This window comes from Stenotrophomonas sp. YJH_SMC_133 (genome assembly GCF_059370655.1).
Map to the genome: position 1 here is coordinate 61,290 of NZ_JCAFTW010000005.1, position 24,757 is coordinate 86,046.

A 24,757-nucleotide genomic window follows, 5' to 3' on the forward strand; every position below is an offset into this window, starting at 1 on the left:
TGAGAAAGATTAGCATTTGCAACACTTCGAAGCCCATCCCCCGAATGCGCTATGGACGCGCGCCGGGATCCGTATACGGGGTACCCGCCAGGGCCACCAGCACCCCGGTGGCACCGCGCACGATCAGCTGCAGCATGGCCTCGCGCGGGTCCTCGTGCTGAAGCTGGCTTGCCAGTCCTTTCTCATAGGCCGCCACCATCGACGCCAGCAGCATGGCCGCGCCCAATCGCGCTTCGGCGTCATGTGCTGGCCGGCCGACAGCGTCGGCCATCAATCGCGCCAGATCGTCAGTTAACTGCGCCTGCAGGCGTCGCGCGTGCGCGACCAGTACCGGGCTCTCGGCCACGGTGCCCCAGAAGGCGGCAGCGCCGGTATTGATGCGCAGCAGCGGATGGCCGGCCTCCAGCAACTCACGCACGAGTGACTGGAAGGCCGCGAGCGGGGTCATGGCGCTGCGCGCCATCATGCCCTCGCGCAGCAGCATGCGCGCCTCCTCATCGCGATCGAACACCAGGTCTTCCTTGCTGGCGAAGTAGTTGAAGACCGTCTTGCGTGAGACGCCCGCGGCTTCGGCGATCTCGGACATGGAGACGGCCTCGAAGCCGCGCCGGATGATCAGCTCGGTGGCGACGTCCGAAATCGTTTGTCGAGTCACGGCCTTGCGTTGTTCGCGGCGGCCAGGAGGCGGGGTCATGGGCGGTTCACTTGTGGAAACGTACACCGAGTGTAACATTTGACCCGCCAGAGCGCCGACCCGGCGCTCACAAGGAATCTCGATGCTGTACGACGTCGTCATTGCCGGTGCTGGCCCGGTTGGCCTGTTCCTGTCCTGCGAACTGGCCCTGGCCGGGTGTTCGGTGCTGGTGCTGGAACAGGCCGGGTCCGCCGGTTCGCCGTTGAAGCGCCTGCCATTCGGGCTGCGCGGCCTTAACGCCCCCACGCTGGAGGCACTGGATCGGCGCGGCCTGTTGGACGCGGTCGCCGCGACGCAGGTGCTCAAGCCCGACAAGGGAGCGCCGCCGCCCGGCACCGCCCATTGGCTGGCGCAGCCGCGTGCGCTGGGTGGTCACTTCGCGGGCATTCCATTTGCACTGGACGATGTGGACCAGGCGCGCTGGAGCTGGCGCCTGCCGACACCGGCGGGCACCCAGATGGCGGTGGAGTTGCAGGCCCTGGAAGCGGTGTTTGCCGAACGTGCGACTGCGCTGGGCGTGCGCATCGAACGCGGGCGTGCGGTACAGGCGGTGGATGCGCACGAGGCGCAGGTTGCCGTGCACACCGGCTTCGGCATGGTCCACAGCCGCTGGCTGGTCGGTTGTGATGGGGCCCGCAGCACGGTACGCAAGCAATCGGGCTTCCTCTTTGCTGGAACCGGGCCAGAGTTCACCGGGTACACGCTGCTGGTCGAACTGGCAGATGGGTGTGTACTCACACCAGGCCGACAGTTCACCGATCACGGGATGTGCAATTTCAACCCGCCAGGCATGCTGGCGCTGGCCGATTTCGATGGTGGCGCCGGCCATCGCACGCCACTGGACCGGCACACCGCGCAAGCGTTGCTGCGGCGGGTGTCTGGCTGCGAGGCAACGATCACTGCATTGCACCTGGCCACGACATGGACCGATGCTGCGCGCCAGGCGACGGCCTATCGCAGCGGACGTGTGCTGTTGGCAGGTGATGCCGCGCACATGCATTCGCCGTTGGGCGGCCAGGGACTGAACCTCGGCATCGGCGATGCGATGAACCTCGGTTGGAAGCTGGCCGCCGTGGCGCGGGGCAAGGCCGATGAGGCGCTGCTGGACAGCTATCAGGCTGAGCGCCATCCGGTGGGTGCCAGGGTCCTGGACTGGTCGCGCGCGCAGGTTGCGCTGATGCGACCCGGGCCCGGGTCGCGCGCACTGGCAGCGATCATGGCCGACCTGGCCGGCACCCGCGATGGGGCCACGTATCTGGCCGAGCGGATCTGGGGTGTTTCGCAGCAGCTGGATCTTGACGGAGACCACCCGCTGGTCGGCAGGAGCGCGCCGGATTTCCGGTTGGTCGATGGCCGCCGCCTGGGCGAACTGCTGAGAGCGGGGCAGGCGGCGCTGCTTGTTTTCGACCCGGCGTCTTCGCCGCCGCAGCATGGCCAACGCTGGCAGCCATCCATCGCCTGCGCCGCAGATACCGGGGATGTGGCGTCGGGCCTGGGGGCGGTGCTGGTGCGCCCGGATGGCATCGTTGCCTGGGCCTGTGGCACACGGGGGGATATGTCCGGCCTCGATTCAGCGCTTGCTTCCTGGACCGGTCCGACCCGGTGATCTGCCCGCTAATGCGCAGTCACCATCGTCTGCGAGCGACAGCTGGCCTCGGTCATCACCAAGGCCAGCTGCTTCAGTGAGTAGGGCTTGCGCAGCAGCGTGAAACCGTGGCCTGGATCGCGGGCCAGCAGTTCGCTGTAGCCACTGGTGAGAATGATCGGAAGATCGGGCAGGCGGCTGCGGATGGTGCGGGCCAGATCCAGCCCATTGGTCCCGGGCATGACCACGTCGCTGAACACCACGTGGAAACGCGCAGCGTCGCGCTCGAGCTCCGCCAGTGCTTCGTCGGCATTGCGCGCGAGTACCACGTTGTACTCAAGCTCGCGCAGCGCACCGACTGCAAATTCGGCCACATCCACATTGTCTTCCACCACCAGCACGCACAATCCGTGACCATGCAGCAATCCCGGTTGCGCGGTCGGCAGCTCGATGGAGGCGTTTGCCTGCGCCAGCGGCAGATACAGCGTGAAGCGCGTACCGACACCGGCCTGGCTCTGTACGTCCACTTCGCCCTCGGACTGCTTGACGAAGCCGAACACCTGGCTGAGGCCAAGCCCGGTGCCCGCGCCCACTCCCTTGGTGGTGAAGAATGGCTCGAAGATCCGGTCCACCACGGACGGATCGATGCCGGCACCGGTGTCGCTGACGCTGATCGCAGCGAAGTTGCCTTTCATCGGCGCCGCGAACCGTACGGAAGGCACCGATGTCAGCTGTTCCACATCGATCGTCACCTTGCCGTGGCCGTCAATGGCGTCGCGCGCGTTCACCGCGATGTTGATCAGTGCGGTGTCGAGCTGGGTCCGGTCCAGCAGCACCGGCAACGGGGCGTCGGGCAGGTTCACCGACACGGAGATGCGTGCACCCAGCACTGTGGTGATGATGTCTGAAAGCGCGCGTACGCTCTCGCAGAGGTCGAATACCTGCGGCGACAGGCTCTGCCTGCGCGAGAACGCCAGAAGCTGGGCGGTCAGGCGAGTGGCGCGGTCAGCGGCGGTTTCGATCGCCTGTACATAGCGCAGGCGCGCATCTTCGGCCGGCCAGGTATGCAGCAGCATGTCCACGGAACCGGTGATGACCTGCAGCAGATTGTTGAAGTCGTGGGCAACGCCGCCGGTCAGCTGGCCGATGGCCTCCAGCTTCTGCGACTGCCGCAGCTGTTCGCGGGCGCGTACCAGTTCAAGATGGGCCTCGCGTGCCTGCTCGGTGATGGCCGCTACCTGGCGGGTGTGCCGGTCGCGTTCGATCACCCGCTCGGTCTGCTCGCTGACCATGCAGATGATGCCGGCCACGCCTCCGCAACCGGCACGCAGCGGCGAGTAGGAGAACGTCCAGAATGTCTCGCGCAACGTGCCATCACGGTCCATCATCAACGGCATGTTCTTGAAACTGCGGCTCGTGCCGCCAAAGGCGTCGTTGACAGCATCGACGACGTCGGCCCAGACGTCCGCCCAGACGTCTTCCAATCGGCTGCCCATGGCGCCGTGCAGCTTGCCGCCCAGCATCGGCAGGTAGGCATCGTTGAAGAAGAACGCCTTGTTGTCGCGGCCCCATGCGATCCACAGCGGCTCCGGAGAATCCAGGATCATCGCCAGCAGAGCGCGAAGTTCGGGAGGAGCGTTGGTCGCGTCGGCGGAACGGGCCCAGTCGCTGTCCTGCAGCAGTCGGTAGGCGAGTTGATCGGGTGCCGAGACAGGAAGGGGGAAGGGATGCATGGCCGTGCGCGAAGAAAGGTGCCGCAGCTTAGCCGAGGTGATGTCATTGCGCCCTGCACAGCTCCTTTGCCCTGGCTGTCATCGGCCCTGCGCGGCGCACGAGGTGACTCACGGGGCGCCCTCTGACTGCACCATCATCCCTGCGCCAACAGCCTGCGTCGTGGCACCGTCGTATTGCAGCCTCAGACACCCAGAAGCGAATTCACCTGCCAATCGGCAACCCGCGCATGGCTCACCGCCTGATGACTGCCGCATCCGTCGCAGCGGAACAAGGCGCCGCCCGGCAGCTGGACCAGATTGTCTTCGCTGGCCGAGCGGGTTTCAGAGCAATGCCGGCAGATGACAGTGAGCGCCGTAATGCGCTCCACCCCGCCAGACAGGTCGAACACAGCTTCAAAGGCATGGATGACAGGGTGACCAGTGGCCGGCATCGGGAAAGTCGTCGTGATGGGGAGGCCTTATCCTGCCCCCCCGATCGTGACGGGCTGGTCATCCGCATGCATTGGAACGATCAAGATGCCCGGCGGCTCAGAGATCCTTCTTCTTGCCGCTCAGGTCGATCGGCCTGTCACTGCCCTTGCGCTCGCTCGACCACACTTCCATGCTCTTGTTGCAGCGGCTCTCGCGGGCAGCCACTTCGGGTGGCAGGTCCTTCAGATGCGGCGACTCCTGGCAGGCCTGGTGCATGTTGCTGTCGTCATACGTGGCACAGGCGCTGAGCGTGGCCAGGGCAATGGCGGTGAGGGAGGCGCGAAGCAGGGGCTGCAGGGTCATGGGGGGTCTCGGGTGGTGCCGGGCTGGCCATGGAATTCAAATACGTGACCCCGGGCACGAGCAATCCGTCCAATTGCACTTGTTATTCTGTAACAGATGCGCGATGGTCCGGCGCCTGCTGCTGTCAGGCGACGCAGATCATCAGGATCATGCTCAGCGCCAGCATCAGCACGAATACGCGCCGGCTCAGCGCAAGGCAGGCCAGGCAGGCGGCCAGTGCCCAGGCAGCCAGCAGCGCGCAGGCCAGCAGCCACAGCCCGATCACGATCAAGGATCCGGTCGCCAGCGCCGACAACGCGATGGCCTTGTACAGAGCCACGCCCAACACGCTGCCGAGCACGCCCGCCTGCAGGGCGATGGCATCGTGATGTGCGGGGGCAGGCGCGTGGAGCATGGTGGCTGGATGGTTGCAAGCGTGAGCGGCGCGCGTACTGTGCCCGAATACACATCCACGCCATGTGTACTTCGCCGACGGCGTGATCAGTGACGGCGGCGCGACAGCAATAGCCCAATGCCCACCACGGGCACGATCCCAAGGATCGGTGCTCTGTACAACGGCCAGCCATGCAGTACGCCCGTGATCACCAGTGCCGCCGTCGCCAGCAACAGGCCCGCACCCCAAACGCGTGCGGGCCAGGCACCGAAGAAGTGGCGACGTTGCGGAGCCGCGGCAGCGTTGGCGGGCCGATCTGCGAGCGCCTCTGCCAGTGCGTCCCGGAAGGTTGGGAAATCATGCATCGATGCCCGCGTGCGCTGCAGCAGCACGCTCGGTCCATCGATCAGGATCAGATCGACATGATCGTCCAGGTTGTAGGACCGGATCTGCTTGAACGGGAGAGGAGGACGGTGCTGGAATACCAGACGATCCTGTTCCAGTACCACCCGGTCCCGTTGTGGGGAATAGACAACGAAGCCGAGAATCAGCGGCGACAGCGTGAAAATCGCTGCGGCGCCCAGTGCCGGAAGCGGCCCAAGTTCGGGTGCGACGGCAAACAGGAGTATTGCCAGTGGTCCGGCTCCGGCGGCAACGATGGCGTACTGGTGATAGCGCCTGAAGATGCGTACTTCGCTGCCGATTTTCCGCGGCCGGGCGGGGAGACGGGAGCGGGCGGTGGGTGACTTCATGGACTGCGTTCGATCACGGCATTCTGGCAAGAAAGCGTGGCGTCGCGTTGCAATGAAGTCCATACAACTATTTCGAATCCACCCTTGCTGGACCCCTGTGTGAGTCCTCGTGCGCCTTCGCCCATGCATCTGCTCAGTCGAACTCGCCCTCGGCCGATTCCAACCGCTGCCGGTACGCCGCCCGATGCTGGTACAGGCGCTGGCACTCGGTGGACCGGTGGATCCGGCTGGCCGGTTCGTTGGCCACGGCGTCGCACATCCTTGCGATGTGGTTGTTGGACGCCAGTTCGGTCACGAAGAACACGGCGGTGATGCCGGTACCCAGCAGCACGACATAGAGCAGGCGGCTGAGCCAGCGCGTGCGCTTGCGCTCGAAGTGCTGCTGGAGGGTCAGGTCGAAGCGGATGATGCTGAGCACGATCCAGATGATCGCGACGAGGAAGCAGATGGTAGGCAGCAGGCCTCGCCAGAGTCCTGCTTCGTACACCGACTCGCTGTAGTGAACTGCTGCCCCGGCACCTCCGATGGCAATCGCCAGCGCCCAGTTACGGCCCAGCGAGAGCAGGTCATCGAGCAGCTTCTCCCGTTTCCTGGTCGATCCTGCTGCCACGTGGGTTCCGTCTCCATGCTGCGACCGGCGGCGGAACTGCCGCCGATCCTGCAGATGGTGGAGCATCGCTGCGGCGATGAGAAGACCGCGCGGCTCAGTGTGCGACGGCGCGGGCGCCGATCCAGCGCCGGTAGCGGCGGGTCCGACACTTTGCGGCCGCCTGTGCCAGCAGCAGGGCCCATACCGGTGAGACCGTGGGTGCGGTGGGGCGGCGCCGGCTCAACCGGCCCAGCTGATACTTCACTGCGGCCATGTGCGCGCTGGCCGCCAGCGGCTTGCTGCGCCAGTTGATGTCGCGCAGTGTCGGCACCGGATCGCGGCCCTGCTGCCAGTGCTGCGGCAGATCCGGCTCGATCGCCAGCGCGGTGGCGATGCCGACCATGGCCACGCCGCTGGCCAGCACCTGCTCTGCCACTTCGCGGCGGCGGATGCCGCCGGTGACCATCAGCGGCATCGTTGCCACCGTGGCGATCTCGCGCGCGAATTCGAGGAAGTACGCTTCGCGGGCCACGCTGCGTTCGTCGCGTGCGGCGCCGGTCATGGCCGGTGCTTCATAGCTGCCGCCGGACAGTTCGACCAGATCCACGCCGAGGGGCGCCAGCATCTCGACCACGTCGCGCGCGTCCTCGGGCGAGAAGCCGCCGCGCTGGAAATCGGCGGAGTTGAGCTTCACCGCCACCACGAACATGGGCGCCACCGTCGCGCGCACACCCTGCACGATCTCCAGCAGCAGGCGCGCACGGTTCTGCAGGCTGCCACCCCAGCGGTCATCGCGGCGGTTCGACAGCGGCGACAGGAACTGGCTGAGCAGGTAGCCGTGCGCGGCATGGATCTCCACGTCGCTGAAACCGGCGCGCTCGGCCAGCTCGGCACTGCGGATGAAGCGAGCGATCACGTCTTCAATATCCGCCTCGGTCATCGCCCGCGGCGGCGCGAACTGTTTGGACAGTGCGCCCATGTCCAAGGGGACCGCCGAAGGCGCCAATGCCGGCTGGCCGAGCGCGGCCGGCATCTGCCGCCCGGGGTGGTTGATCTGCATCCACATCTGCACCCCGCGCGAGCGCGCGGCGTCGGCCCAGGCGATGAAACGCTCCAGGTGGCGATCGTCCTCCAGCACCACGCCGCCGGGGCCGGTCATGGCGCGGCCATCGACCATCACGTTGCCGGTGATGATCAGTCCGGCGCCGCCGTCGGCCCAGCGCTGGTACAACTGCAGCAGCGCTTCGGAGGGGGCGTGGTCGGCGTCGGCCATGTTCTCCTCCATCGCCGCCTTGGCGATGCGGTTGCGGATGAGGGCGCCGGAAGGCAGCGCCAGGGGCGAGAACAGCGACATGGGACAGCTCCAGGACAGGGGAATGGCGCTACGCTAACCTTCAAGTTTTATTGAAGGTCAATGGGTTCCGATGTCGAGGATTCAGGCAGATGAAGATCGGTGAGCTGGCCCGCCGCACGGGCCTGGCGGCGTCACGCATCCGCTTCTATGAGGAGGCAGGGTTGCTGGTCGTCCAGCGGCAGGCCAACGGCTACCGCGACTACCCGGAGTAGGCGGTGCTGCTGCTGGAGCTGATTACCGGTGCGCAGCGCGCCGGCTTCAGCCTGGAGGAGATACGCGCCTTGCTGCCACCGGACATGGGCCAGTGGCAGCACGACGCATTGATCTCAATGCTGCAGCAGAAGGTGGCCGACATCGAGGCGCTGCAGTTGCGGCTGGCAGAGAGCCGGGCGCACCTGCTGGCCCTGATCGAGGACATCCAGGCGCGGCCGGAGGGCATCGACTGCGCGGCCAACTCGCGGCGGGTGCTGGAGCGCGTCAAGCGCGGTGAGCTGGCGCGCCCGACACTTGCGGCCGGCGATACGGCGTTGCTGCGGCCGGATCGCCGCCGCCGCGCGGGCAGCAGCTGACAATCCGGCGCGAAGGTCAGTGGCTGCCCACGCCGGCTGTCTTGCGCTTCCTGTCCAGCATCACCGCCACGCACCACAGCAGCAGGCCGCCGATGGCGGTGGCGGCACCGACATAGCCGGTGCTGGCCGGGCTGAAGCCGGCACTGATCGCCATGCCGCCCAGCCACGGCCCCAGCGCATTGGCGGTATTGAAGGCGGCATGGTTGGAGGCGGCGGCCAGGGTCTGTGCTTCGCCGGCCACGTCCATCAGGCGCGTCTGCAGCACCGCCGCCAGCGCGCCCATGGTGCCGACGGTGATGATCATCGGACCGATCGTCCACACCGACTGCGCGGCCAGCGGATACAGCAGCAGCATCACGATCGACCACAGCAGCACCACCGCGGCGGCCTTGAAGTGGAACTTGTCCACCAGCCAGCCACCGGCGATGTTGCCGATGATCGCGCCGATGCCGAACACGCCCACCGCCAGCGGCATCCACGATTCGGCCACGCCGGTGACCTGCACCAGGGTCGGTGCCAGGTAGGTGAACACGCAGAACATACCAGCGAAGCCAACGGCGCCGATCGCCAGCGCCAGCCACACCTGGGTGGTGTTGAAGGCGCGCAGTTCGCGCATCGGCGAGGTACGGACCTCGTCCGGGTCCGGCAACAGGAAGCGCGCGATCATCGCCACGGTGGCGATGGCCAGCACGCTGACCAGGGCAAAGGCGGTGCGCCAGCTCAGCTGCTGGCCCAGCCAGGTGGTCAGCGGATTGCCGACCAGGATCGCGATCGACAGGCCCAGCAACACGCGCGACATCGCCTGGCCGCGCTGGCCGGCCGGGCTGATCGCGGCGGCAACCAGCATCGCCACGCCGAAGTAGGCGCCATGCGGCAGGCCGGCGACGAAACGCGCAATGAGCATCGTGCCGTAGTTCGGCGCCAGTGCGCTGGCCAGGTTGCCGACGGCATAGAAGCCCATCAGTGCCAGCAGCAGCTTGCGGCGAGGGAAGCTGGCGCCGACGAAGGCGAGGATCGGGGCGCCGACGACCACGCCGATGGCGTAGGCGCTGATCAGGTGGCCGACCTGGGTTTCGGAAATCGACAGGCCGCGGCTGATCTCCAGCATCAGGCCCATGCTGGCGAATTCACTGGTGCCGATGGCGAAGCCGCCCAGCGACAGGGCAAGGATGATCAGGGTGCGCTGACGGGGCGTCAGCCGCGCAGCCAGGGAAGAGTTGGGGCTCATGCGGGGCGCGATGGGGGCGGGGAGCCGGTCATTGTACTGCTGCACCGCAACAAGGGCAGCAGCACTCAGGGTAAATCAGCGTTTGATCCGTGACACGTTCGCCCACCGGCCACCGCGCGGCGCGATCAGATGCCCAGCGCTGCCCGGGCGTGCGCATACTTGCCGCGCAGGCGCCCGGCCGTCGCCGCGTCGAGCATCGCCAGGCGCTGCGGATCGGCGTTGTCATCCAGATCGGCCTGCTTCACCTTCAGTGCCAGCGGGTGGGCGGCAATGCGCGCGTAGTAGCTGTCCGCGTCGGGGGCCGCGTCGCGGTTGAGCAGGTGCACCGCCTCGCGCAGCGGGGCGGGAAAGACCTCGATCCGTGCGGCAAACGCCGGGCAGTCTTCGGCTACGTCATGCAGCCAGGCCACCACTTCGGCGTCATCGTCGCCGCGCACCGCGGCCGCCACCCGCGCCACATGGCAGATGTAAGGCTGGCCGGCCTTGTCCGTCTGGCCCGTGTGGGCCTCGGTGGCCAGCGTGCGTGCAAGTGCTACCCAGTCCATTGCAGTCTCCTTGGATATCCGCAACAGTTTCGCGCAGAAACCGTAGCGCTTGTGCATACGCCGATGACACTGCGATGGGCATCATGGCGGGGCAGGGGACGCAGTGTTGCCCCGACAAGGAGGAATGCGATGCAGGAATTCAGGCATGTGCTGGAAACCCGTGGCCGCTATCAGCTGGTAGCAGTGTCCTACGAGCCGGTGTACGCTCCGGGCGATGTGGTCGGCCATGCGGTCGTCGCCGACGATGGGGATCGTCTGACCGACCTGGTATCACTGGCCGAAGCGCGCCAACTGCTGTTGCAGCGGGTGCGTGAAGAGGGCGAAGAGCCCGGGCTGGAGAACGAAAACAACCTGCGGAAGAAGGCGTCGCGCTGGCGCCGCCGCTAGGCCGTCGCGCCCTCGTGCGCATCATGGAGGATTCGGGTGTTGCCCAGTAAGAAGTATCTGCTCATCGCCATCGTCACGCTGGCGACCCTGCTGCTTGGTTTCGTGTTTTCCGGCTACCTGACCCTGTTGTTCCTGGGGTTGGACACCAAGCTGTTCACCTGGAACACGTACTACCAGTACTACCACGCCATCGGCCAACCGCAGGTTGCGCCGTTCGTGGGCAAGATCAAGTGGGCCGGCTACGTGGGCTTCGGCTTGCCGCTGCTGGTCCTGCTGGTGACCGGTCTGGTGCTGCTGCTGAAGAAGGACAAGCGCTCGCTGCATGGCGACGCGCGTTTCGCCACCGGCGCCGACCTGTCCAGGCATGGCATGTTCAAGAAGACCGGCCAGAGCATCGTGGTCGGCAGCCATGGCGGCAAACTGGTGCGGCTGGATGGCCAGCAGTTCGTGATTCTTGCGGCACCCACCCGTTCAGGCAAGGGCGTGGGCGTGGTCATCCCGAACCTGCTGGAATACGGCGAATCGCTGGTGGTGCTGGACATCAAGCAGGAGAACTTCGACCTGACCAGCGGCTGGCGCGCCAGCCAGGGCCAGGAGATCTACCTGTTCAATCCCTTCGCCGAGGATCGGCGCACGCACCGCTGGAACCCGCTCAGCTATGTCTCCGATGATCCGGCATTCCGGGTGTCGGACCTGATGAGCATCGCCGCGATGCTGTATCCGGACGGCGCCGAGGACCAGAAGTTCTGGGTCAGCCAGGCGCGCAACGCGTTCATGGCCTTCACCCTGTATCTGTTCGAAAACTGGGACGACGAGCGCAGCAGCGGCTTCCCGGGCGGCTCGGGCACGCCGACGCTGGGTTCTGTCTACCGGTTGTCATCCGGCGATGGCACCGATCTGAAGAAGTACCTCAAGGCCTTGTCGGAGCGTTCATTCCTCAGTGGCAACGCGCGATCGGCGTTCGCCAACATGCTGTCCCAGGCCGACGAGACCTTCGCCTCGATCCTGGGCACCTTCAAGGAACCGCTCAATCCCTGGATCAACCCGGTGCTGGACAAGGCCACCAGCAGCAACGACTTCCTGCTGACCGACGTGCGCAAGAAGAAGATGACCATCTACATCGGCATCCAGCCGAACAAGCTGGCCGAGAGCCGGCTGATCATCAACCTGTTCTTCAGCCAGCTGATCAACCTCAACACCAAGGAACTGCCCAAGTCCAACCCGGACCTGAAGTACCAGTGCCTGCTGCTGATGGACGAATTCACCTCGATCGGCAAGGTCGAGATCATCGCCTCGGCGGTGTCCTACATGGCCGGTTACAACATCCGCCTGCTGCCGATCATCCAGAGCATGTCCCAGCTCGATGCCACCTACGGCCGGGAAGTCTCGCGCACGATCATCACCAACCACGCGCTGCAGATCCTGTACGCGCCGCGCGAGCAGCAGGACGCCAACGACTATTCGGACATGCTGGGCTACACCACCATCCGCAAGAAGAACGTCACGCACGCCCGCGAGAAGACCCACAGCTTCACCGAGGAGCGGCGGGCACTGATGCTGCCGCAGGAGCTGAAGGCGATGGGGCCGGACAAGGAAGTGTTCCTGTACGAGGGCATACCGCATCCGGTGAAATGCGACAAGATCCGCTACTACAAGGATCGCTACTTCACCTCGCGGCTGCTGCCGAAAGTCGACGTTCCCATGCTTAACGTCTAATTCACGTCGTTAAATTTGTGACGTAGATTCATATTCACTGACGTGAAAACGTGAGTTGAGTCAAGAATTCGGCATTTGTTCATAGATTTTCAGACTTGTCTGACATGGAATTGACGCGTGGTTGTGCGACCCTGTGCATGCCGTTCAGAAATGTGTGATGGATGGCAGATGTTGTAGAGCAGGGTGGCCAGGAGTTTGTGCCATGAAACATGGATGGTTTCGACGTTGGTGAGGTATGCGGGTGTGTCGCCGGCAGTGTCTGGCGGCCCCGCGACTTGGTTGGCAGCCGTTGGCTGCAGGGGAGCCGGAGTGGGTGTGCTGCCAGTCAGTGCGTCGCTCCGATTCCGGCGTGCGCGACGCAGCGCCGGACGACCAGGGGACCAATGCTCGGGACTGCTTTTTCGTACGTCAAAGTGAAGCCCGTATGAATCAGGCGTTTATCGCGAAAATGTCCATCGCCGCAGTGGCGGCGTTGATGGTGGCCGGTTGCGCCACCAAGTCCGCTCCCGATTTCGGAGGCCGCTGGAAGCCGGTGAACCGCTTTGCTGCGGCAACCACCGAGATCCCGCTGTACTCCAGTTACGTCTACCAGGCCTCGCCGATGGATGGCACGCTCAAAGCCATGCTCGAGCGCTGGGCCAAGGATTCCGGACGCACGCTGGATTACCGCCTGAGCTCGGACTTCACCCTGTACGGCGCGGTCTCCAACATCGATACCACCAACGCTCAGCAGGCCGTGATCGATCTGACGGCGGCCTATGCAGCGCAGGGCATCTCCGTCTCCATCGTTGGCAACCAGATCGTTGTGCAGAGCGCTGGCTCGACGCCGACCGCGTCGGCACAGGGCGCTGATTCCAACAGCGGCACCTGAGTCCACCTCGAAATCATCGAACGTGCCGCTCCCCGCGCCTGTCGCAGGGGTGCCACGCCCATTGATGTTTCAGCAGTACGGAAGAATCCATGTTCCGCAAGAAGGATCCCGGCAATAGTCCCAAGGTCGAGCAGTCGGTCGCCAAGGCGGTCAGCTACGAGATCACCGTGGCCGACATGGCGCGTCGCAGTGAGCGCCGTGCCTGGTGGGTCGCCACCGGCTCATTGCTGATGTCGCTGGCACTGGCTGGCGGCTACTACTACATGCTGCCGCTGAAGGAGAAGGTGCCGTTCCTGGTGATGGCCGATGCCTACACGGGTACCGCTACGGTGGCGCGCCTGAGGGGCACGTTCCAGGGCGAGACGATCACCACCAACGAAGCGGTCAACCGCAGCAATGTCGCCCAGTACGTGCTGGCGCGCGAGTCGTACGACTCCGCGGTGATGGGGTTGCGCGACTGGGAGCTGGTGTTCGTCATGTCCAGTGATGCCGTGGCCGCAAGCATGAAGCAGCGCTATGCCAGCAACAATCCGCAGAATCCGTTCGTGATGTACGGCCGGGGCAAGGCGATCAGGGTCAAGATCCTCAGCATCACCCCGCTGGGCGTGCAGGCGAACGGCAGCTTCCGTGGCGCGTCCGTGCGCATCCAGCGCAGCCTGCTCGACAAGCGCAGCGGTGTGTCGACCTATCTGGACAACCAGCTGGTCACCATGCGCTTCCAGTACAACCAGAATCTGGCGCTCTCCGAACAGGACCGCGTGCTCAACCCATTGGCGTTCCAGGTCACGGAGTACCGTGTCGACAACGACTATGCGCGCGGGGTGCCCGTGCCGGATGACGGTGCCATGCAGCAGCAGGCCCAGGATGCCGCGCAACAGGCACAGCTCGCCGCGCAGCAGGCGCAGGGCATGTACGTTCCGAACAATCCGGCCGCTGCCACCATGATCGATCCCGCCACCGGTCAGCCTGTCGCAGTGCCGGCCAATGGGCAGATGCAGCCGATGCAGGGTGCGCCCATGCAGGGGCAGCCGGTCCAGGGGCAGCCGATGCCGGGGCAGGGCGCGCCGGGACAGCCGGCAATGATGCCGGCACCGAACCATTCCACCGGAAATGCTGATGGAGCAAGCAACCGATGAGTAGTCGAAAAATCAGGGGAAGCGCGTGGGCGCTGCTGTCGTTGCTGTCGCTGGTGTTTTCCAGCGCGGCGATGGCACAGGCAGTTGACCACTACGAGTATGAGAAGGACCGCATCTACCCGATTCGCACCGGCCTGGGCCTCACCACCCAGATCGAGCTGAGCCCGAACGAGAAGATCCTCGACTACAGCACCGGCTTCAGCAGCGGCTGGGAACTCACCCGTCGCGAGAACGTGTTCTATCTCAAGCCGAAGAACGTCGACGTCGACACCAACATGATGGTGCGTACCGAGACCCATTCGTACATTTTCGAGCTGAAGGTCGTTGCCACCGACTGGCGCCAGCTTGAGCAGGCCCGTCGCGCCGGCGTGCAGTACAAGATCGCATTCGTCTATCCGAATGACACTGTGTTTGGCCCTGCCCAGTCGGCGGTCGAGGAGGAGGCGCAGCCGCTGCTCAGTACCGAGCTGGCCAAGGATCGCCAATACAACTTCAACTACTCCTATTCGACCAGCAAGGCCAAGAAGATGGGATGGCTGGTCCCGGTCAACGCCTACGACGATGGCCGTTTCACCTATCTGAAACTGCCCAACTCGCCCGAGTACAAGACCGGTATCTTCCCGGCCGTATTCGGTCGCGAGAAGGAGTATGGCGAGGATTTCGTGGTCAACACCACGGTTGAGGGCAATACGCTGATCGTGCACGGGACGTACCCGTACCTGGTCATCCGCCACGGCGACTTCGTCGTCGGCCTGCGAAGGAACGTGAAGAAATGAGCCAGCAGAACACTCCCGAAAACGATCCGAATCCGTCTCCGTACGGACAGGGGCCTGCGGCTCAGGAGCCATCGGCGAACCCTTACTACGGGCACGCGCAGGCAGAGGCGGCGCCGGATCTGGATGCCAGTGCCCCACAGCTTCGCTCTGCGGAAGAGCAGCGCTTGAACCGCAAGGCGCTGTTGTTCCTCGGCGGCATCCTGGTGTTGTTGCTGGCCATGGGCTTCCTGCTGCTGCGCAAGGGCAAGGAAGACGCTGAAGAAGCCAAGGCGCCGCCGCAGGTTGCACGTTCGAGCACCCCCGACCTGCCGATCATTGCACCCTCCGCGATTCGCGAGGCTGCCCGGGAAGCCGCCGAGCCCATTCCGATGCTGCCGCCACCGCCGCAGGAAACGATGGGCCCGACGTTCATTCCTCGTGCCGAACCCGAGCGCGAGGTCGAGCGTGGCCCGAGTCTGCTGGATCGCCGCATTGCCGGTAGTGGTGGCGCAGGCGTGGGCACGGGCGACGCTGGCGGCCAGGCCGCAGCAGGGGACAACGACGATCCCTACATGCAGGCCACGTTGGCTGCGCTGCAGGCGCAGAACGGCAATGCTCCGCCGGCCAAGGTGCGCCGCGGGCCTGATGTGGAGGATGTGTCCAATGCTTCCTACATCCGGAGCCCCGACGCGCTGCTGGTGCGTGGCACCTATCTGCGTTGTGTACTCGAGACCCGCATCATCACCGATCTTGCAGGTTATACGTCGTGCCTGTTGACCGAGCCGGTCTACTCGATCAACGGCCGCAGCCTGCTGCTGCCCAAGGGGTCCAAGATCTATGGTGCGTACGGTGGCGGTCCCAAGGGCAAGCGCGTGGAAGTGATCTGGGATCGCATCACCACGCCCAATGGCATCGACGTGGCCATGTCCAGCCCGGGCGTGGATCAGCTGGGTGGTGCCGGTCATCCTGGCCAGTACAGCGCGCACTGGGGTAGTCGCATTGCGTCGGCGTTGATGATCAGCCTGATCGCCGACGCCTTCAAGTACGCCGCAGCCGAACATGGCCCAGAGTCGACGACGGTTTCCAGCAATGGTTTCGCCGTTCGTTCGCCCTATGAAAGCGCCACCGCGCGCACGATGGAGCGTCTCGCCAACGAAGCCCTCACCAGTTCGAATCGCCCGCCGACTGTCACCATCAACCAGGGCACCATCGTGAACGTCTACGTCGCCAAGGACGTTGACTTCACCAACGTGCTCAACCCGCGCCGGTAACCCGAAGAACAACCATGGACGCCGAAGTGTCACCCCTCGCCCTCGTTTCCAGCGATTTCCTGCGCTATCAGTACGAAGTGCTGGGCATCGCCGAGTACATGACATCCCCGGAAGTGACGGAAATCTGCATCAACCGTCCCGGTGAGCTGTACCTGGAAACCCGGGCCGGGTGGCAGCGGGTGGACGTGCCGGGCCTGACCTTCGAGCGGGCCCGGCAGTTCTGCACCGCCGTAGTGAACGAAAGCAACACCGGCCAGCGCATCACCGATGCCGATCCGGTGGTGTCGCTCACGTTCCCCACCGGCCAGCGTGCGCAGTTCGTGATTCCACCTGCCTGTGATGCCGGCAAGGTTTCGATCACGATCCGCCTGCCGTCCAAGCACACCAAGTCGCTCACCCAGTACCACGAGGATGGTTTCTTCAACCAGATCCTGGAACAGGATGGCAGTCTGAGCGAGCAGGACCGCGAGCTGCTGGAACTGCGCCAGCAGCGCGAGTACGCAGAATTCTTCCGTCGTGCGGTGATGTACCGCAAGAACATCGTGGTCTCCGGTGCGACCGGTAGCGGCAAGACCACCTTCATGAAAGCGCTGGTCAATCATATCCCGGACAACGAGCGCCTGGTCACGATCGAGGACGCACGCGAGCTGTTTCTGACCCAACCCAATGTGGTGCACCTGCTGTACTCCAAGGGCGGGCAGAGCACCAGCAATGTCAGCGCAAAGAGTTGCATGGAAGCCTGCCTGCGCATGAAGCCAGAACGCATCATCCTGGCCGAGCTGCGCGGTGACGAGGCGTTCTACTTCATCCGCAACTGCGCATCGGGCCACCCGGGCTCGATCACCAGTTGCCATGCCGGTAGCCCGGAGCAGACCTGGGATCAGCTGGCGCTGATGGTGAAGGCCTCGGCCGAGGGTTCGGGCCTGGAGTTCAACGTGATCAAGCGACTGTTGATGATGACCATCGACATCGTCGTGCATATCAAGGCGCATGCCGGCTCGCGCTACATCACCGGCATCGACTTCAATCCTGGGCGTGCCCAGGGGCAGGAGGGCTGACCAATGCTGCCAGGACTGGAAATGATGGCGTGCCCGGAAATGGCCGTCTCGATGGACGTGATGCAGCACGTCATCAACGTGGAATCGTCGCGCAACCCCTATGCCATCGGCGTGGTCGGCGGCGCCCTGGTGCGCCAGCCCAAGGCCCTCGACGAGGCGCTGGCCACCGTTCGCATGCTGGAGGAGAAGGGCTACAACTTCTCCATTGGCCTGGCCCAGGTCAACCGTTACAACCTGGGCAAGTACGGGCTGGATTCCTACGAGAAGGCCTTCCAGCAGTGCCCGAACCTGCAGGCTGGTTCGCGCATCCTCGCCGATTGCTACAAGCGCTCCGGTGGTGACTGGGGCAAGTCGTTCAGCTGCTACTACTCGGGCAACTTCGAGACCGGCTTCCGTCACGGGTACGTGCAGAAGATCTATGACTCGATCCGCCGCGGTCAGCAGGTCGCAAGCAACGGCGTCGCGCCGATTGACGTGGTCAGCCGCGGCGAGCGTCGGGTGGTCAGGGTCGAACATCATCCGCAGACGGCCTCGCCGGCCCAGGCACGCATCGTCGCCCAGGCCAGTGCGCCGGTGTACGTGCCGTCCAATGACCCGGCCCGGGCCTACACCGTTTACCCATCCACCGGTGCGATGGCCCGCGGCAGCCTGCTGAACATCGCCGACCAGGCGGTATCGCGCGTGGTGCTGGGCTCGGTCGATCGAATGATGCAGCCACAGGCACAGGGTGGAAACGACATGCCGCAGCAGGCTCCACAGCCGTATCAGCAGCCTGGTGCGGCGCAGGGCGGGGCCGCCATGCCGCAACAGCTTCCCGGGATGGCTGCCGGGGCGAACGCGCCGGTGATGCTGCGCCCGTGGAATGAGCGTAACGCGCCGGCAGCGGACACCCAGAATTTCTACAACGCACCGGCGCCCCGTGCGCCGGTGCAGCAGATTCCCGCAGGGGATGCGGCCTTCGTGTTCTGACGAAGTCGTGGTGCGACCGGTCCCCCGGCTGGTCGATTCAGTTGTGTTAGTCCATCAACAAGGAAATCAATCCATGAAGCGATTCAATCTCGACCTCGTCCAGGCCCAGCGCACGCTGAAGACCATGCTGATGGCCGTCGCATTCGCCGGTGCTGTGTTCGCTCCGCAGGCCCTGGCCGGCACTGACTTCGGTGGTACCGATGGCAAGGTCTGCGGCTTCTTCTCCAACATCAACGGTCTGCTGAACATGGCCTCGATCGCCGTGGTCACGATCGCCGTGATCTTCGCCGGTTACCAGATTGCGTTTGCCCACAAGCGCATCGGTGACGTGGCCCCGATCCTCATCGGCGGTGTGCTGATCGGCGCGGCAGGCCAGATCGCGCGCATGCTGCTCGGCAAGGAGGCTGGCAGCTGCGAAAAGGTCGGTGGTGGCGACGGCGCTGGCATGGCGTTTGAAATGATCAAGCACGCCGTCCAGTACTACAGTGCATAAGAACGTCCTGTTCCGGGGATGCACGCGCCCAGCGATGTTCCTGGGCGTTCCCTACCTGCCATTTTTCATGGTGGCGGGTGGGTTGTTGCTGCTGAGCATGTACACGAACTTCTGGTTTCTGCTGACCATCCCGGTGGCCATCTTCATCATGCGGCAGATGGCCAAGCGTGACGAGATGATCTTCCGCCTGCTGGGCCTGCGCCTGATGTTCAAGCTCAAGGTGCGCAACGTGCAGGAGCATGATGGCATGTGGGTGTTCAACCCGAATCACTACCGCAACAAGCCAGCCCCCAGGGATTGAGGGCTGGATCCGGCCAGGCGGGCGTTGAGCGCCCGCCTGGCCAACTCCGCATCTTTGTCGGCAGTACCTTTTGGAAGCAGTCGTATGTTCAACCCAGATACCTCCATCAGCGAATTCATCCCCTTGTCGTCGCACGTGGCTCCGAATGTGGTGAAGACCACGGGCGGCGACTACCTGTTGACGTGGCACCTGGAAGGGCTGCCGTTCGTGGGGCGCGAAGAATGGGAGCTTGAGCATCGGCACAACACCTTCAACCGGTTGCTGCAGACGCTGCGCGCGCCGGATTTCGTCAACGTTGCCTTCTGGGTGCATGACATCCGGCGCCGTCGCACCCTGAAGGGAAAGAGCTACTACAAGCAGCGCTTCAACCAGGATGTGTCCGACCAGTACATGGGCATGCTGTCCTCCCAGCGCATCATGCAGAACGAGCTGTACCTGACGATGATCTATCGTCCGGTGGTGGCGGGAAAGCGCTTCGTGGAGAAGTCCGCGAACGTGGACAAGCTGCGCGCCGAGCAGGAGCAGGCCGTCGAGAAGCTGATGGAGCTCGCCGGCAACGTCGAAGCTGTGATCCGCGACTACGCGCCTTACCGGCTCGGTATGTACGAAGCCAAGAACGGCGTGGTGTTTTCCGAAACGCTTGAGCTGTTCGGCTACCTGATCAACCGCATCGATGAGCCGGTACCGGTGCTGTCGGCGCCTGTGAAAGACTATCTTCCGGTCAGCCGTCATATGTTCTCGGCCAAGACCGGCGATTTCGTGATCAATACGCCCAATGGCGTCAACCATTTCGGCGCGATCCTGAATATCAAGGAATATGCCGAGGGCACCTATCCGGGCATCCTCAATGGTCTGAAGTATCTGGACTACGAGTACGTCATCACCCATTCGTTCAGCCCGATGGGACGCCAGGACGCATTGAAGGTGCTGGACCGGACCAAGGGCATGATGATCTCCTCGGGCGACAAGGCGGTCAGTCAGATCGTCGAACTCGACCAGGCGATGGATCATCTGTCGTCAGGCAACTTCGTGCTGGGCGAATACCACTTCATCATCGCGGTGTATGGCGACAGCCAGGCGAAGCTGTCGCAGAACGTGGCCTCGACCCGTGCCGAGCTGTCCAACGCCGGTTTCGTGTCGACCAAGGAGGATCTGGCAGTCACCTCGTCGTTCTATTCGCAGCTGCCGGCCAACTGGCGCTTCCGCACGCGGCTGGCCAACGTCAGCTCGCTGAATTTCCTCGGCCTGTCGCCGCTGCACAACTTCGCCACCGGCAAGCAGCACAACAACCCGTGGGGCGACTGCGTGACCACGCTGCAGACCACCAACGGTCAGCCGTATTACTTCAATTTCCATGCCACCCATCCATCCGAGAATTCGCTGGGTGAGAAGGCGATCGCCAACACCATGGTGATCGGCAAGTCCGGTACCGGCAAGACCGCGCTGATCAACTTCCTGCTCAGCCAGGTTCAGAAGTACGAGCCGTCACCGACCATCTTCTTCTTCGACAAGGACCGTGGTGCGGAGATCTTCGTGCGTGCCTGCGGTGGCAATTATCTGGCCCTGGAGAACGGTGCGCCGACTGGCTTCAACCCGTTCCAGTGCGAGAACAACGAAGCGAACGTGCAGTTCCTGGCCGACCTGATCAAGGTGCTGGCCGGCAAGCGCGAGTACAGCGCCCGCGAGGAAGAGGACATCTACCGTGCGGTGGAGAGCATGCTCGATACGCCGATGCATCTGCGCAGCATGACCAACTTCCAGAAGAGCCTGCCCAACATGGGCGACGACGGCCTCTATGCGCGCATGCGCCGTTGGACTTCGGGCAATTCGCTGGGTTGGGTCTTCGACAATCCGATCGATACGGTGGATCTGAGCAAGGCCAACATCATCGGCTTCGACTACACCGACATCATCGACAATCCCGAAGTGCGCGTGCCGGTCATCAATTACCTGCTGCACCGCCTGGAATCGCTGATCGACGGTCGACCGCTGATCTATGTGATGGACGAATTCTGGAAGATCCTGGACGGCGAGGGTGGCCTGAAGGAGTTCGCGAAGAACAAGCAGAAGACCATCCGTAAGCAGAACGGCCTGGGCATCTTCGCCACGCAGAGCCCGGAAGACGCGCTGAAGAGTGATATCTCCGCTGCCCTGATCGAGCAGACCGCCACGCTCATCCTGCTGCCGAACCCGAACGCCAGCAAGAGCGACTACATGGATGGCCTGAAGTTGACCGAGGCGGAGTTCAAGGTGGTCACGGCACTGGACGAGCGCTCGCGCTGCTTCCTGGTCAAGCAGGGCCATGCTTCCAGTGTCTGCCAGCTCAACCTGCGTGGCATGGACGACATCCTGTCGGTGATCTCGGCCTCGACCGACAACATCGACATCATGCATCGGGTGCTGCAGACGGCTGCAGTCCGCAATCGGATCACCGTGGACGAACTCACGCCGGAACAGTGGCTGGAGGACTTCTACAAGAACCGAAAGGGCTCTGGTAAAGCCAAGGCCTCTGCCGAAACCGATGCGGCTTGAAAGCCCTGGATCAGACAGCGCCGAATGAAATCCATTCCCCTGGAGAAGAACATGAGCATGACATCCCGAAATCACAAGCGCCACCGCGGTCTGCGTCAGAAGCGCCTGGCAGCCATCCTGCTGGGGAGCATGGTCATGTTCTCCACCACGTCGGTTTCGGCCGGTGGTTACCCTGTCTTCGACCTCAGTAATCTCATGCAGGCACTGAAGGACTTTGCCCAAGGGAAGGCGCAAATGAAGGCTGACGGGCTGGAGTACGCGGCTCAGGTAACTCGGTGGAGAAGGACGTTCCAGGAGTACCAAAATGCGCTTGTCCAGATCCAGGGCATGATCAACAACTTCGGCTTGCCGCCAGGCGCCACATTGGAGCGGGTTCCAGACGACTATATGGTCGCCGACCTCTGCCGTACGTCGGCGGGCTTCAGCGCTGGCAGCCTGCTGAAGAAGTTTGTGCTGGATACCTCCGGTGATCTCTACGCGCAGCAGCAGCAGCTGTGCGTCAACATCCAGATGATGGAAAACCGGAAGCGCAACGAGACGGTGGATTTCATCGAGAAGACCATTCCCAGCATCAACGCGTCGTTGTCTGAGATCATGGGCTGGCGAGGCGGCGCCGATGGCAATCTTGCGGGAACTCTTTCGGCCGTGAACAGTGACTCCCTGCGTACGGCAAACGATATTTCCAAGCTGCAGCAGGAGTGGGAGGCGCGCATGCGGTCCTACGACGCCTATCAGGAGTCAATGATGGCCAATCAGCGCGTGCTGGCGCGCGTGGCATTGAAGGGCAAGCCGGGCGTCATCTCGCAGCTGGTCAAGACGGCCGCATTGGAACGCGCTTTGCACGTCGACTGACGCCGCTTGGGGCAGGTGCATAGGCACCTGCTCCACGAGGTTGTCCGGTAGGGATACATCAAGGGATTGCGGAAATGATCAGGTCGATTGCCAATTTTGATTTCAATGGCGGATTCCAGGATTTGATGGGGCACGTTGCACGTGTCCAATCGATCGGGGATTTCGTGTTCTTCAAGTTCATCTTCGACTTCCTGCGAAGCAAGATAAACAAGTTCGGCATCGACATGATGGGGGAAATGATGCAGTGGGTCGGCGGCATCGCCCTCACGCTCATGACCCTGTGGGTGCTGGTGCAGGGCTTCCGCATCGTGACCGGCCGCAGCCGGGACTCAATGATGGTGCTGGTGACCAATATGGCGCGTGCGGCGTTGATCGTCAGCGCGGCCACCACGATGGGCGCTTTCGGCACCAACCTTCAGAGCTTCCTCACCCACGACGTCAAGGCAGAAATCACGAAGGTCGTGACAGGCTCGAACGAGTCACCCGAAGCTCAGATCGACAAGAGCCTGGCATGGATGCAGGTGGCGCTTTCCAGTATCGACGCCATCCAGATCATGAATGACGGGGAGCTGCTGGAGGACAAGAAGCGGGCACTGTTCTTCATCGGCATGGGCACCGCAGGTCCAGCCATCACCGCTGGTGCGATGCTGATGCTGTATGAAATCGCCATGGCGCTGTTCATCGGCTTTGGCCCCCTGTTCATCCTCTGCCTGTTGTTCGACCAGACCAAGCAGTTGTTCCAACGTTGGCTGTTCTACGGCATTGGCACGATGTTCTCCATGGCCGTACTTGCAGCGATGGTTTCCATCGCACTGGACATGGTGGTACGTGTGGCGGCCACTTTCTGGACCACAGCGCTGGTGCAGGAATTCATCCTCAAGGAAAGCATGTCCGACGGCATGACCAGCCAGGCAATGCAGCAGGGAGGCATGGGCCTGATCCTCACCGCGTTGATCCTGACTACACCCCCAATGGCAGCGATGTTCTTCCAGGGTACCCTGGGCACCTTCATGGCATATTCGCAGATAGGCGGTGGTGCAAGTGCCTCGCCGAGTGCCGATGGTCGTCCGCCGGGCATGTCGGCTCCGCCGCCGGCGGCTCCGGAGTCGTCTTCTGGCTCAAACTCCCATGGTCAGCAGTCGGCGATGGGGAAGATGTTTGATGGAACCGGAGGCCCGGGTTCAGCGGTTCCCGGTCAGCGTGGTGCGGCAAATCCGAGTCATGGAAACTAGAGATTCAGTTGATGAACGTAAGCGCCTCTCTAAAGCATCTGTGCTTGTCCCTGATCCTACTGGGCTCTGTGCACGTCAGTTCGGCGTTCGCTGAAGGGCGCTGCCCTCCGGGTCAGTACCCGATTGGCGACCAAGGCGTTGGTGGCTGCGCACCCATACCCGGCGCGGCTCAGAGCGCCCCGCAGGAGAATCCCGGGTACTGGGTCAAGACATGGGGTGCTGTCGCCAGCTCGCCTGGAGGAGATGCAGGTTCGGCCACTGGGCATCAGGCCAAGGCTTCGGCAGAGCGCCAAGCGGTCGAGCGATGCCGGCAGGGCGGAGCTACCGACTGCACAGTCGTTTTTACCTACTACAACCAGTGCTATGCGGTTGTCCGGGCTGCACGACCGGACAATGGCATGAGATTCAACACCGGGGCGACGAAAGAACAGGCGCAGGAGCGGGCAATCAAGGACTGCAAGGATTTGGGAAGTCAGGCTTGCTCCGTTTTCCATTCTGACTGTACCAAGCCGTTCTTCCAGCAAGACTGATCGGTTGTGATCATCACACGGAGATTCAAGGCAATGGCCGACTTCAAATCTCTGCGTGGTGATTCAGCTTTCGTGATTTCTGCTCTGCTGTTCGCTGCATTACTTGTTGCCAGCAACGCCAGTGCCGAGGGCCGATGCCCGTCCGGCCAGTACCCCATCGGCGATCAAGGGGTTGGTGGGTGCGCCCCGATTCCTGGGGCAGGGGTAACTGCCCGCGAACCCGGGCCCGCGGGTCAGTGGCATAAGACGTGGGGGGCAATTGCGTCGTCCGACGCGACCGCAGATGCCGGTGTTGCGACGGGCCGGCCGAGCAAGGAGAACGCGGAGCAGTTTGCTCTGGCAGACTACGGTAGGCGCGGTGCTTCCGATTGCCGAGTCATCTACACGTATAGAAACCAGTGCGTTGCATGGTAGGTTCCCAATAGCCAGGGCGGGGCTTCCCGCGCCGGTTTTGCCAG

26 protein-coding genes and 1 pseudogene are annotated in these 24,757 nt (G+C 63.6%); 17 read left to right on the top strand and 10 right to left on the bottom strand.

Going from position 1 to position 24,757, the window contains the following annotated elements:
* Nucleotides 1-49: 49 nt before the first annotated feature.
* On the bottom strand, nt 50-694 hold the full coding sequence (locus tag AC5P78_RS08610) for a TetR/AcrR family transcriptional regulator (protein ID WP_197596620.1): 645 nt from the start codon (nt 692-694) through the stop codon (nt 50-52).
* Between the two features lie 82 nt (nt 695-776).
* Here AC5P78_RS08610 and AC5P78_RS08615 point away from each other — a divergent pair, with 82 nt between their 5' ends.
* The gene (locus AC5P78_RS08615) at nt 777-2,300 is read left to right on the top strand and encodes an FAD-dependent monooxygenase (protein ID WP_111197169.1); all 1,524 of its coding nucleotides are present in this window, start codon (nt 777-779) and stop codon (nt 2,298-2,300) included.
* 8 nt (nt 2,301-2,308) lie between these two features.
* On the opposite strand, the gene AC5P78_RS08620 is transcribed toward AC5P78_RS08615, so the two are convergent.
* The 7 genes from AC5P78_RS08620 to AC5P78_RS08650 all read right to left on the bottom strand — a co-directional run bounded on the left by AC5P78_RS08620 (nt 2,309) and on the right by AC5P78_RS08650 (nt 7,854).
* Nucleotides 2,309-4,012, bottom strand: coding sequence for an ATP-binding protein (locus AC5P78_RS08620; protein WP_062607313.1), 1,704 nt, complete (start codon nt 4,010-4,012; stop codon nt 2,309-2,311).
* Nucleotides 4,013-4,194: 182 nt separating this feature from the next.
* Nucleotides 4,195-4,443: a hypothetical protein gene (locus AC5P78_RS08625; RefSeq protein WP_005410137.1), complete on the bottom strand. Its 249-nt coding sequence runs from the start codon at nt 4,441-4,443 to the stop codon at nt 4,195-4,197.
* A gap of 97 nt (nt 4,444-4,540) precedes the next feature.
* On the bottom strand, nt 4,541-4,786 hold the full coding sequence (locus tag AC5P78_RS08630) for a hypothetical protein (protein WP_044570470.1): 246 nt from the start codon (nt 4,784-4,786) through the stop codon (nt 4,541-4,543).
* Between the two features lie 124 nt (nt 4,787-4,910).
* Complete coding sequence (locus tag AC5P78_RS08635) at nt 4,911-5,180, bottom strand: hypothetical protein (RefSeq protein WP_005410135.1); 270 nt, start codon at nt 5,178-5,180, stop codon at nt 4,911-4,913.
* 86 nt (nt 5,181-5,266) lie between these two features.
* Nucleotides 5,267-5,911: a hypothetical protein gene (locus tag AC5P78_RS08640; protein ID WP_111197164.1), complete on the bottom strand. Its 645-nt coding sequence runs from the start codon at nt 5,909-5,911 to the stop codon at nt 5,267-5,269.
* A 133-nt stretch (nt 5,912-6,044) separates the two neighbouring features.
* Nucleotides 6,045-6,521 (bottom strand): hypothetical protein, encoded by a 477-nt coding sequence (locus AC5P78_RS08645; protein ID WP_414498276.1) that lies wholly within the window; start codon nt 6,519-6,521, stop codon nt 6,045-6,047.
* 94 nt (nt 6,522-6,615) lie between these two features.
* On the bottom strand, nt 6,616-7,854 hold the full coding sequence (locus tag AC5P78_RS08650; RefSeq protein ID WP_323157187.1) for an NADH:flavin oxidoreductase/NADH oxidase family protein: 1,239 nt from the start codon (nt 7,852-7,854) through the stop codon (nt 6,616-6,618).
* Nucleotides 7,855-7,943: 89 nt separating this feature from the next.
* On the opposite strand from AC5P78_RS08650, the pseudogene AC5P78_RS08655 reads away from it, so the two are divergent.
* Nucleotides 7,944-8,423 (top strand): annotated as a pseudogene (locus tag AC5P78_RS08655) (MerR family transcriptional regulator).
* A 16-nt stretch (nt 8,424-8,439) separates the two neighbouring features.
* Here the strand turns inward: AC5P78_RS08655 and AC5P78_RS08660 are convergent.
* Together AC5P78_RS08660 and AC5P78_RS08665 are read right to left on the bottom strand one after the other, a co-directional pair.
* On the bottom strand, nt 8,440-9,651 hold the full coding sequence (locus tag AC5P78_RS08660) for an MFS transporter (protein ID WP_005410130.1): 1,212 nt from the start codon (nt 9,649-9,651) through the stop codon (nt 8,440-8,442).
* Between the two features lie 125 nt (nt 9,652-9,776).
* Complete coding sequence (locus tag AC5P78_RS08665; protein ID WP_043034643.1) at nt 9,777-10,196, bottom strand: HD domain-containing protein; 420 nt, start codon at nt 10,194-10,196, stop codon at nt 9,777-9,779.
* Nucleotides 10,197-10,325: 129 nt separating this feature from the next.
* On the opposite strand from AC5P78_RS08665, the gene AC5P78_RS08670 reads away from it, so the two are divergent.
* The 15 genes from AC5P78_RS08670 (at nt 10,326) to AC5P78_RS08740 (ending at nt 24,713) form a co-directional block, all read left to right on the top strand.
* Entirely contained in the window at nt 10,326-10,583 is a 258-nt protein-coding gene (locus AC5P78_RS08670; protein WP_005410128.1) for a hypothetical protein, read from the top strand.
* A 36-nt stretch (nt 10,584-10,619) separates the two neighbouring features.
* A complete protein-coding gene (locus AC5P78_RS08675; protein ID WP_005410127.1) occupies nt 10,620-12,299 on the top strand; it encodes a type IV secretory system conjugative DNA transfer family protein in 1,680 nt (559 codons plus the stop codon).
* 424 nt (nt 12,300-12,723) lie between these two features.
* A complete protein-coding gene (locus AC5P78_RS08680) occupies nt 12,724-13,170 on the top strand; it encodes a hypothetical protein (RefSeq protein WP_012480646.1) in 447 nt (148 codons plus the stop codon).
* Between the two features lie 89 nt (nt 13,171-13,259).
* Nucleotides 13,260-14,306, top strand: a complete 1,047-nt coding sequence (locus AC5P78_RS08685; protein ID WP_012480645.1) for a VirB8 family type IV secretion system protein — start codon at nt 13,260-13,262, stop codon at nt 14,304-14,306.
* Nucleotides 14,303-15,082 (top strand): TrbG/VirB9 family P-type conjugative transfer protein, encoded by a 780-nt coding sequence (locus AC5P78_RS08690; protein WP_414498277.1) that lies wholly within the window; start codon nt 14,303-14,305, stop codon nt 15,080-15,082. The genes AC5P78_RS08685 and AC5P78_RS08690 overlap by 4 nt, the downstream gene beginning before the upstream one ends.
* Nucleotides 15,079-16,332: a TrbI/VirB10 family protein gene (locus AC5P78_RS08695; protein WP_012480643.1), complete on the top strand. Its 1,254-nt coding sequence runs from the start codon at nt 15,079-15,081 to the stop codon at nt 16,330-16,332. The genes AC5P78_RS08690 and AC5P78_RS08695 overlap by 4 nt, the downstream gene beginning before the upstream one ends.
* Before the next feature lie 14 nt (nt 16,333-16,346).
* Entirely contained in the window at nt 16,347-17,390 is a 1,044-nt protein-coding gene (gene virB11, locus AC5P78_RS08700) for a P-type DNA transfer ATPase VirB11 (RefSeq protein ID WP_012480642.1), read from the top strand.
* A gap of 3 nt (nt 17,391-17,393) precedes the next feature.
* Nucleotides 17,394-18,359 (top strand): lytic transglycosylase domain-containing protein, encoded by a 966-nt coding sequence (locus AC5P78_RS08705; RefSeq protein WP_024958422.1) that lies wholly within the window; start codon nt 17,394-17,396, stop codon nt 18,357-18,359.
* A 73-nt stretch (nt 18,360-18,432) separates the two neighbouring features.
* The gene (locus AC5P78_RS08710) at nt 18,433-18,852 is read left to right on the top strand and encodes a TrbC/VirB2 family protein (RefSeq protein ID WP_012480640.1); all 420 of its coding nucleotides are present in this window, start codon (nt 18,433-18,435) and stop codon (nt 18,850-18,852) included.
* Complete coding sequence (locus AC5P78_RS08715; RefSeq protein ID WP_012480639.1) at nt 18,845-19,153, top strand: VirB3 family type IV secretion system protein; 309 nt, start codon at nt 18,845-18,847, stop codon at nt 19,151-19,153. Before AC5P78_RS08710 ends, AC5P78_RS08715 begins: the two co-directional genes overlap by 8 nt.
* An 84-nt stretch (nt 19,154-19,237) precedes the next feature.
* Entirely contained in the window at nt 19,238-21,685 is a 2,448-nt protein-coding gene (locus AC5P78_RS08720; RefSeq protein ID WP_024958424.1) for a VirB4 family type IV secretion/conjugal transfer ATPase, read from the top strand.
* A gap of 24 nt (nt 21,686-21,709) precedes the next feature.
* The gene (locus AC5P78_RS08725) at nt 21,710-22,537 is read left to right on the top strand and encodes a hypothetical protein (RefSeq protein ID WP_024958425.1); all 828 of its coding nucleotides are present in this window, start codon (nt 21,710-21,712) and stop codon (nt 22,535-22,537) included.
* Between the two features lie 74 nt (nt 22,538-22,611).
* Complete coding sequence (locus tag AC5P78_RS08730) at nt 22,612-23,769, top strand: TrbL/VirB6 family protein (protein WP_012480636.1); 1,158 nt, start codon at nt 22,612-22,614, stop codon at nt 23,767-23,769.
* An 11-nt stretch (nt 23,770-23,780) separates the two neighbouring features.
* On the top strand, nt 23,781-24,299 hold the full coding sequence (locus AC5P78_RS08735) for a DUF4189 domain-containing protein (RefSeq protein ID WP_043034651.1): 519 nt from the start codon (nt 23,781-23,783) through the stop codon (nt 24,297-24,299).
* Nucleotides 24,300-24,332: 33 nt separating this feature from the next.
* On the top strand, nt 24,333-24,713 hold the full coding sequence (locus tag AC5P78_RS08740; RefSeq protein WP_077684470.1) for a DUF4189 domain-containing protein: 381 nt from the start codon (nt 24,333-24,335) through the stop codon (nt 24,711-24,713).
* Nucleotides 24,714-24,757 lie beyond the last annotated feature (44 nt).

What these genes read in the sequence shown, in the direction of transcription:
- AC5P78_RS08735 (WP_043034651.1), top strand. Translation starts at nt 23,781, where the DNA reads ATGAACGTAAGCGCCTCTCTAAAGCATCTGTGCTTGTCCCTGATCCTA.
- AC5P78_RS08725 (WP_024958425.1), top strand. Translation starts at nt 21,710, where the DNA reads ATGAAATCCATTCCCCTGGAGAAGAACATGAGCATGACATCCCGAAAT.
- AC5P78_RS08630 (WP_044570470.1), bottom strand. Translation starts at nt 4,786, where the DNA reads ATGACCCTGCAGCCCCTGCTTCGCGCCTCCCTCACCGCCATTGCCCTG.
- virB11 (WP_012480642.1), top strand. Translation starts at nt 16,347, where the DNA reads ATGGACGCCGAAGTGTCACCCCTCGCCCTCGTTTCCAGCGATTTCCTG.
- AC5P78_RS08610 (WP_197596620.1), bottom strand. Translation starts at nt 694, where the DNA reads ATGACCCCGCCTCCTGGCCGCCGCGAACAACGCAAGGCCGTGACTCGA.
- AC5P78_RS08710 (WP_012480640.1), top strand. Translation starts at nt 18,433, where the DNA reads ATGAAGCGATTCAATCTCGACCTCGTCCAGGCCCAGCGCACGCTGAAG.
- AC5P78_RS08670 (WP_005410128.1), top strand. Translation starts at nt 10,326, where the DNA reads ATGCAGGAATTCAGGCATGTGCTGGAAACCCGTGGCCGCTATCAGCTG.
- AC5P78_RS08650 (WP_323157187.1), bottom strand. Translation starts at nt 7,854, where the DNA reads ATGTCGCTGTTCTCGCCCCTGGCGCTGCCTTCCGGCGCCCTCATCCGC.
- AC5P78_RS08660 (WP_005410130.1), bottom strand. Translation starts at nt 9,651, where the DNA reads ATGAGCCCCAACTCTTCCCTGGCTGCGCGGCTGACGCCCCGTCAGCGC.
- AC5P78_RS08620 (WP_062607313.1), bottom strand. Translation starts at nt 4,012, where the DNA reads ATGCATCCCTTCCCCCTTCCTGTCTCGGCACCCGATCAACTCGCCTAC.
- AC5P78_RS08685 (WP_012480645.1), top strand. Translation starts at nt 13,260, where the DNA reads ATGTTCCGCAAGAAGGATCCCGGCAATAGTCCCAAGGTCGAGCAGTCG.
- AC5P78_RS08615 (WP_111197169.1), top strand. Translation starts at nt 777, where the DNA reads ATGCTGTACGACGTCGTCATTGCCGGTGCTGGCCCGGTTGGCCTGTTC.
- AC5P78_RS08690 (WP_414498277.1), top strand. Translation starts at nt 14,303, where the DNA reads ATGAGTAGTCGAAAAATCAGGGGAAGCGCGTGGGCGCTGCTGTCGTTG.
- AC5P78_RS08640 (WP_111197164.1), bottom strand. Translation starts at nt 5,911, where the DNA reads ATGAAGTCACCCACCGCCCGCTCCCGTCTCCCCGCCCGGCCGCGGAAA.
- AC5P78_RS08695 (WP_012480643.1), top strand. Translation starts at nt 15,079, where the DNA reads ATGAGCCAGCAGAACACTCCCGAAAACGATCCGAATCCGTCTCCGTAC.
- AC5P78_RS08730 (WP_012480636.1), top strand. Translation starts at nt 22,612, where the DNA reads ATGATCAGGTCGATTGCCAATTTTGATTTCAATGGCGGATTCCAGGAT.
- AC5P78_RS08740 (WP_077684470.1), top strand. Translation starts at nt 24,333, where the DNA reads ATGGCCGACTTCAAATCTCTGCGTGGTGATTCAGCTTTCGTGATTTCT.
- AC5P78_RS08680 (WP_012480646.1), top strand. Translation starts at nt 12,724, where the DNA reads ATGAATCAGGCGTTTATCGCGAAAATGTCCATCGCCGCAGTGGCGGCG.
- AC5P78_RS08665 (WP_043034643.1), bottom strand. Translation starts at nt 10,196, where the DNA reads ATGGACTGGGTAGCACTTGCACGCACGCTGGCCACCGAGGCCCACACG.
- AC5P78_RS08625 (WP_005410137.1), bottom strand. Translation starts at nt 4,443, where the DNA reads ATGCCGGCCACTGGTCACCCTGTCATCCATGCCTTTGAAGCTGTGTTC.
- AC5P78_RS08720 (WP_024958424.1), top strand. Translation starts at nt 19,238, where the DNA reads ATGTTCAACCCAGATACCTCCATCAGCGAATTCATCCCCTTGTCGTCG.
- AC5P78_RS08635 (WP_005410135.1), bottom strand. Translation starts at nt 5,180, where the DNA reads ATGCTCCACGCGCCTGCCCCCGCACATCACGATGCCATCGCCCTGCAG.
- AC5P78_RS08705 (WP_024958422.1), top strand. Translation starts at nt 17,394, where the DNA reads ATGCTGCCAGGACTGGAAATGATGGCGTGCCCGGAAATGGCCGTCTCG.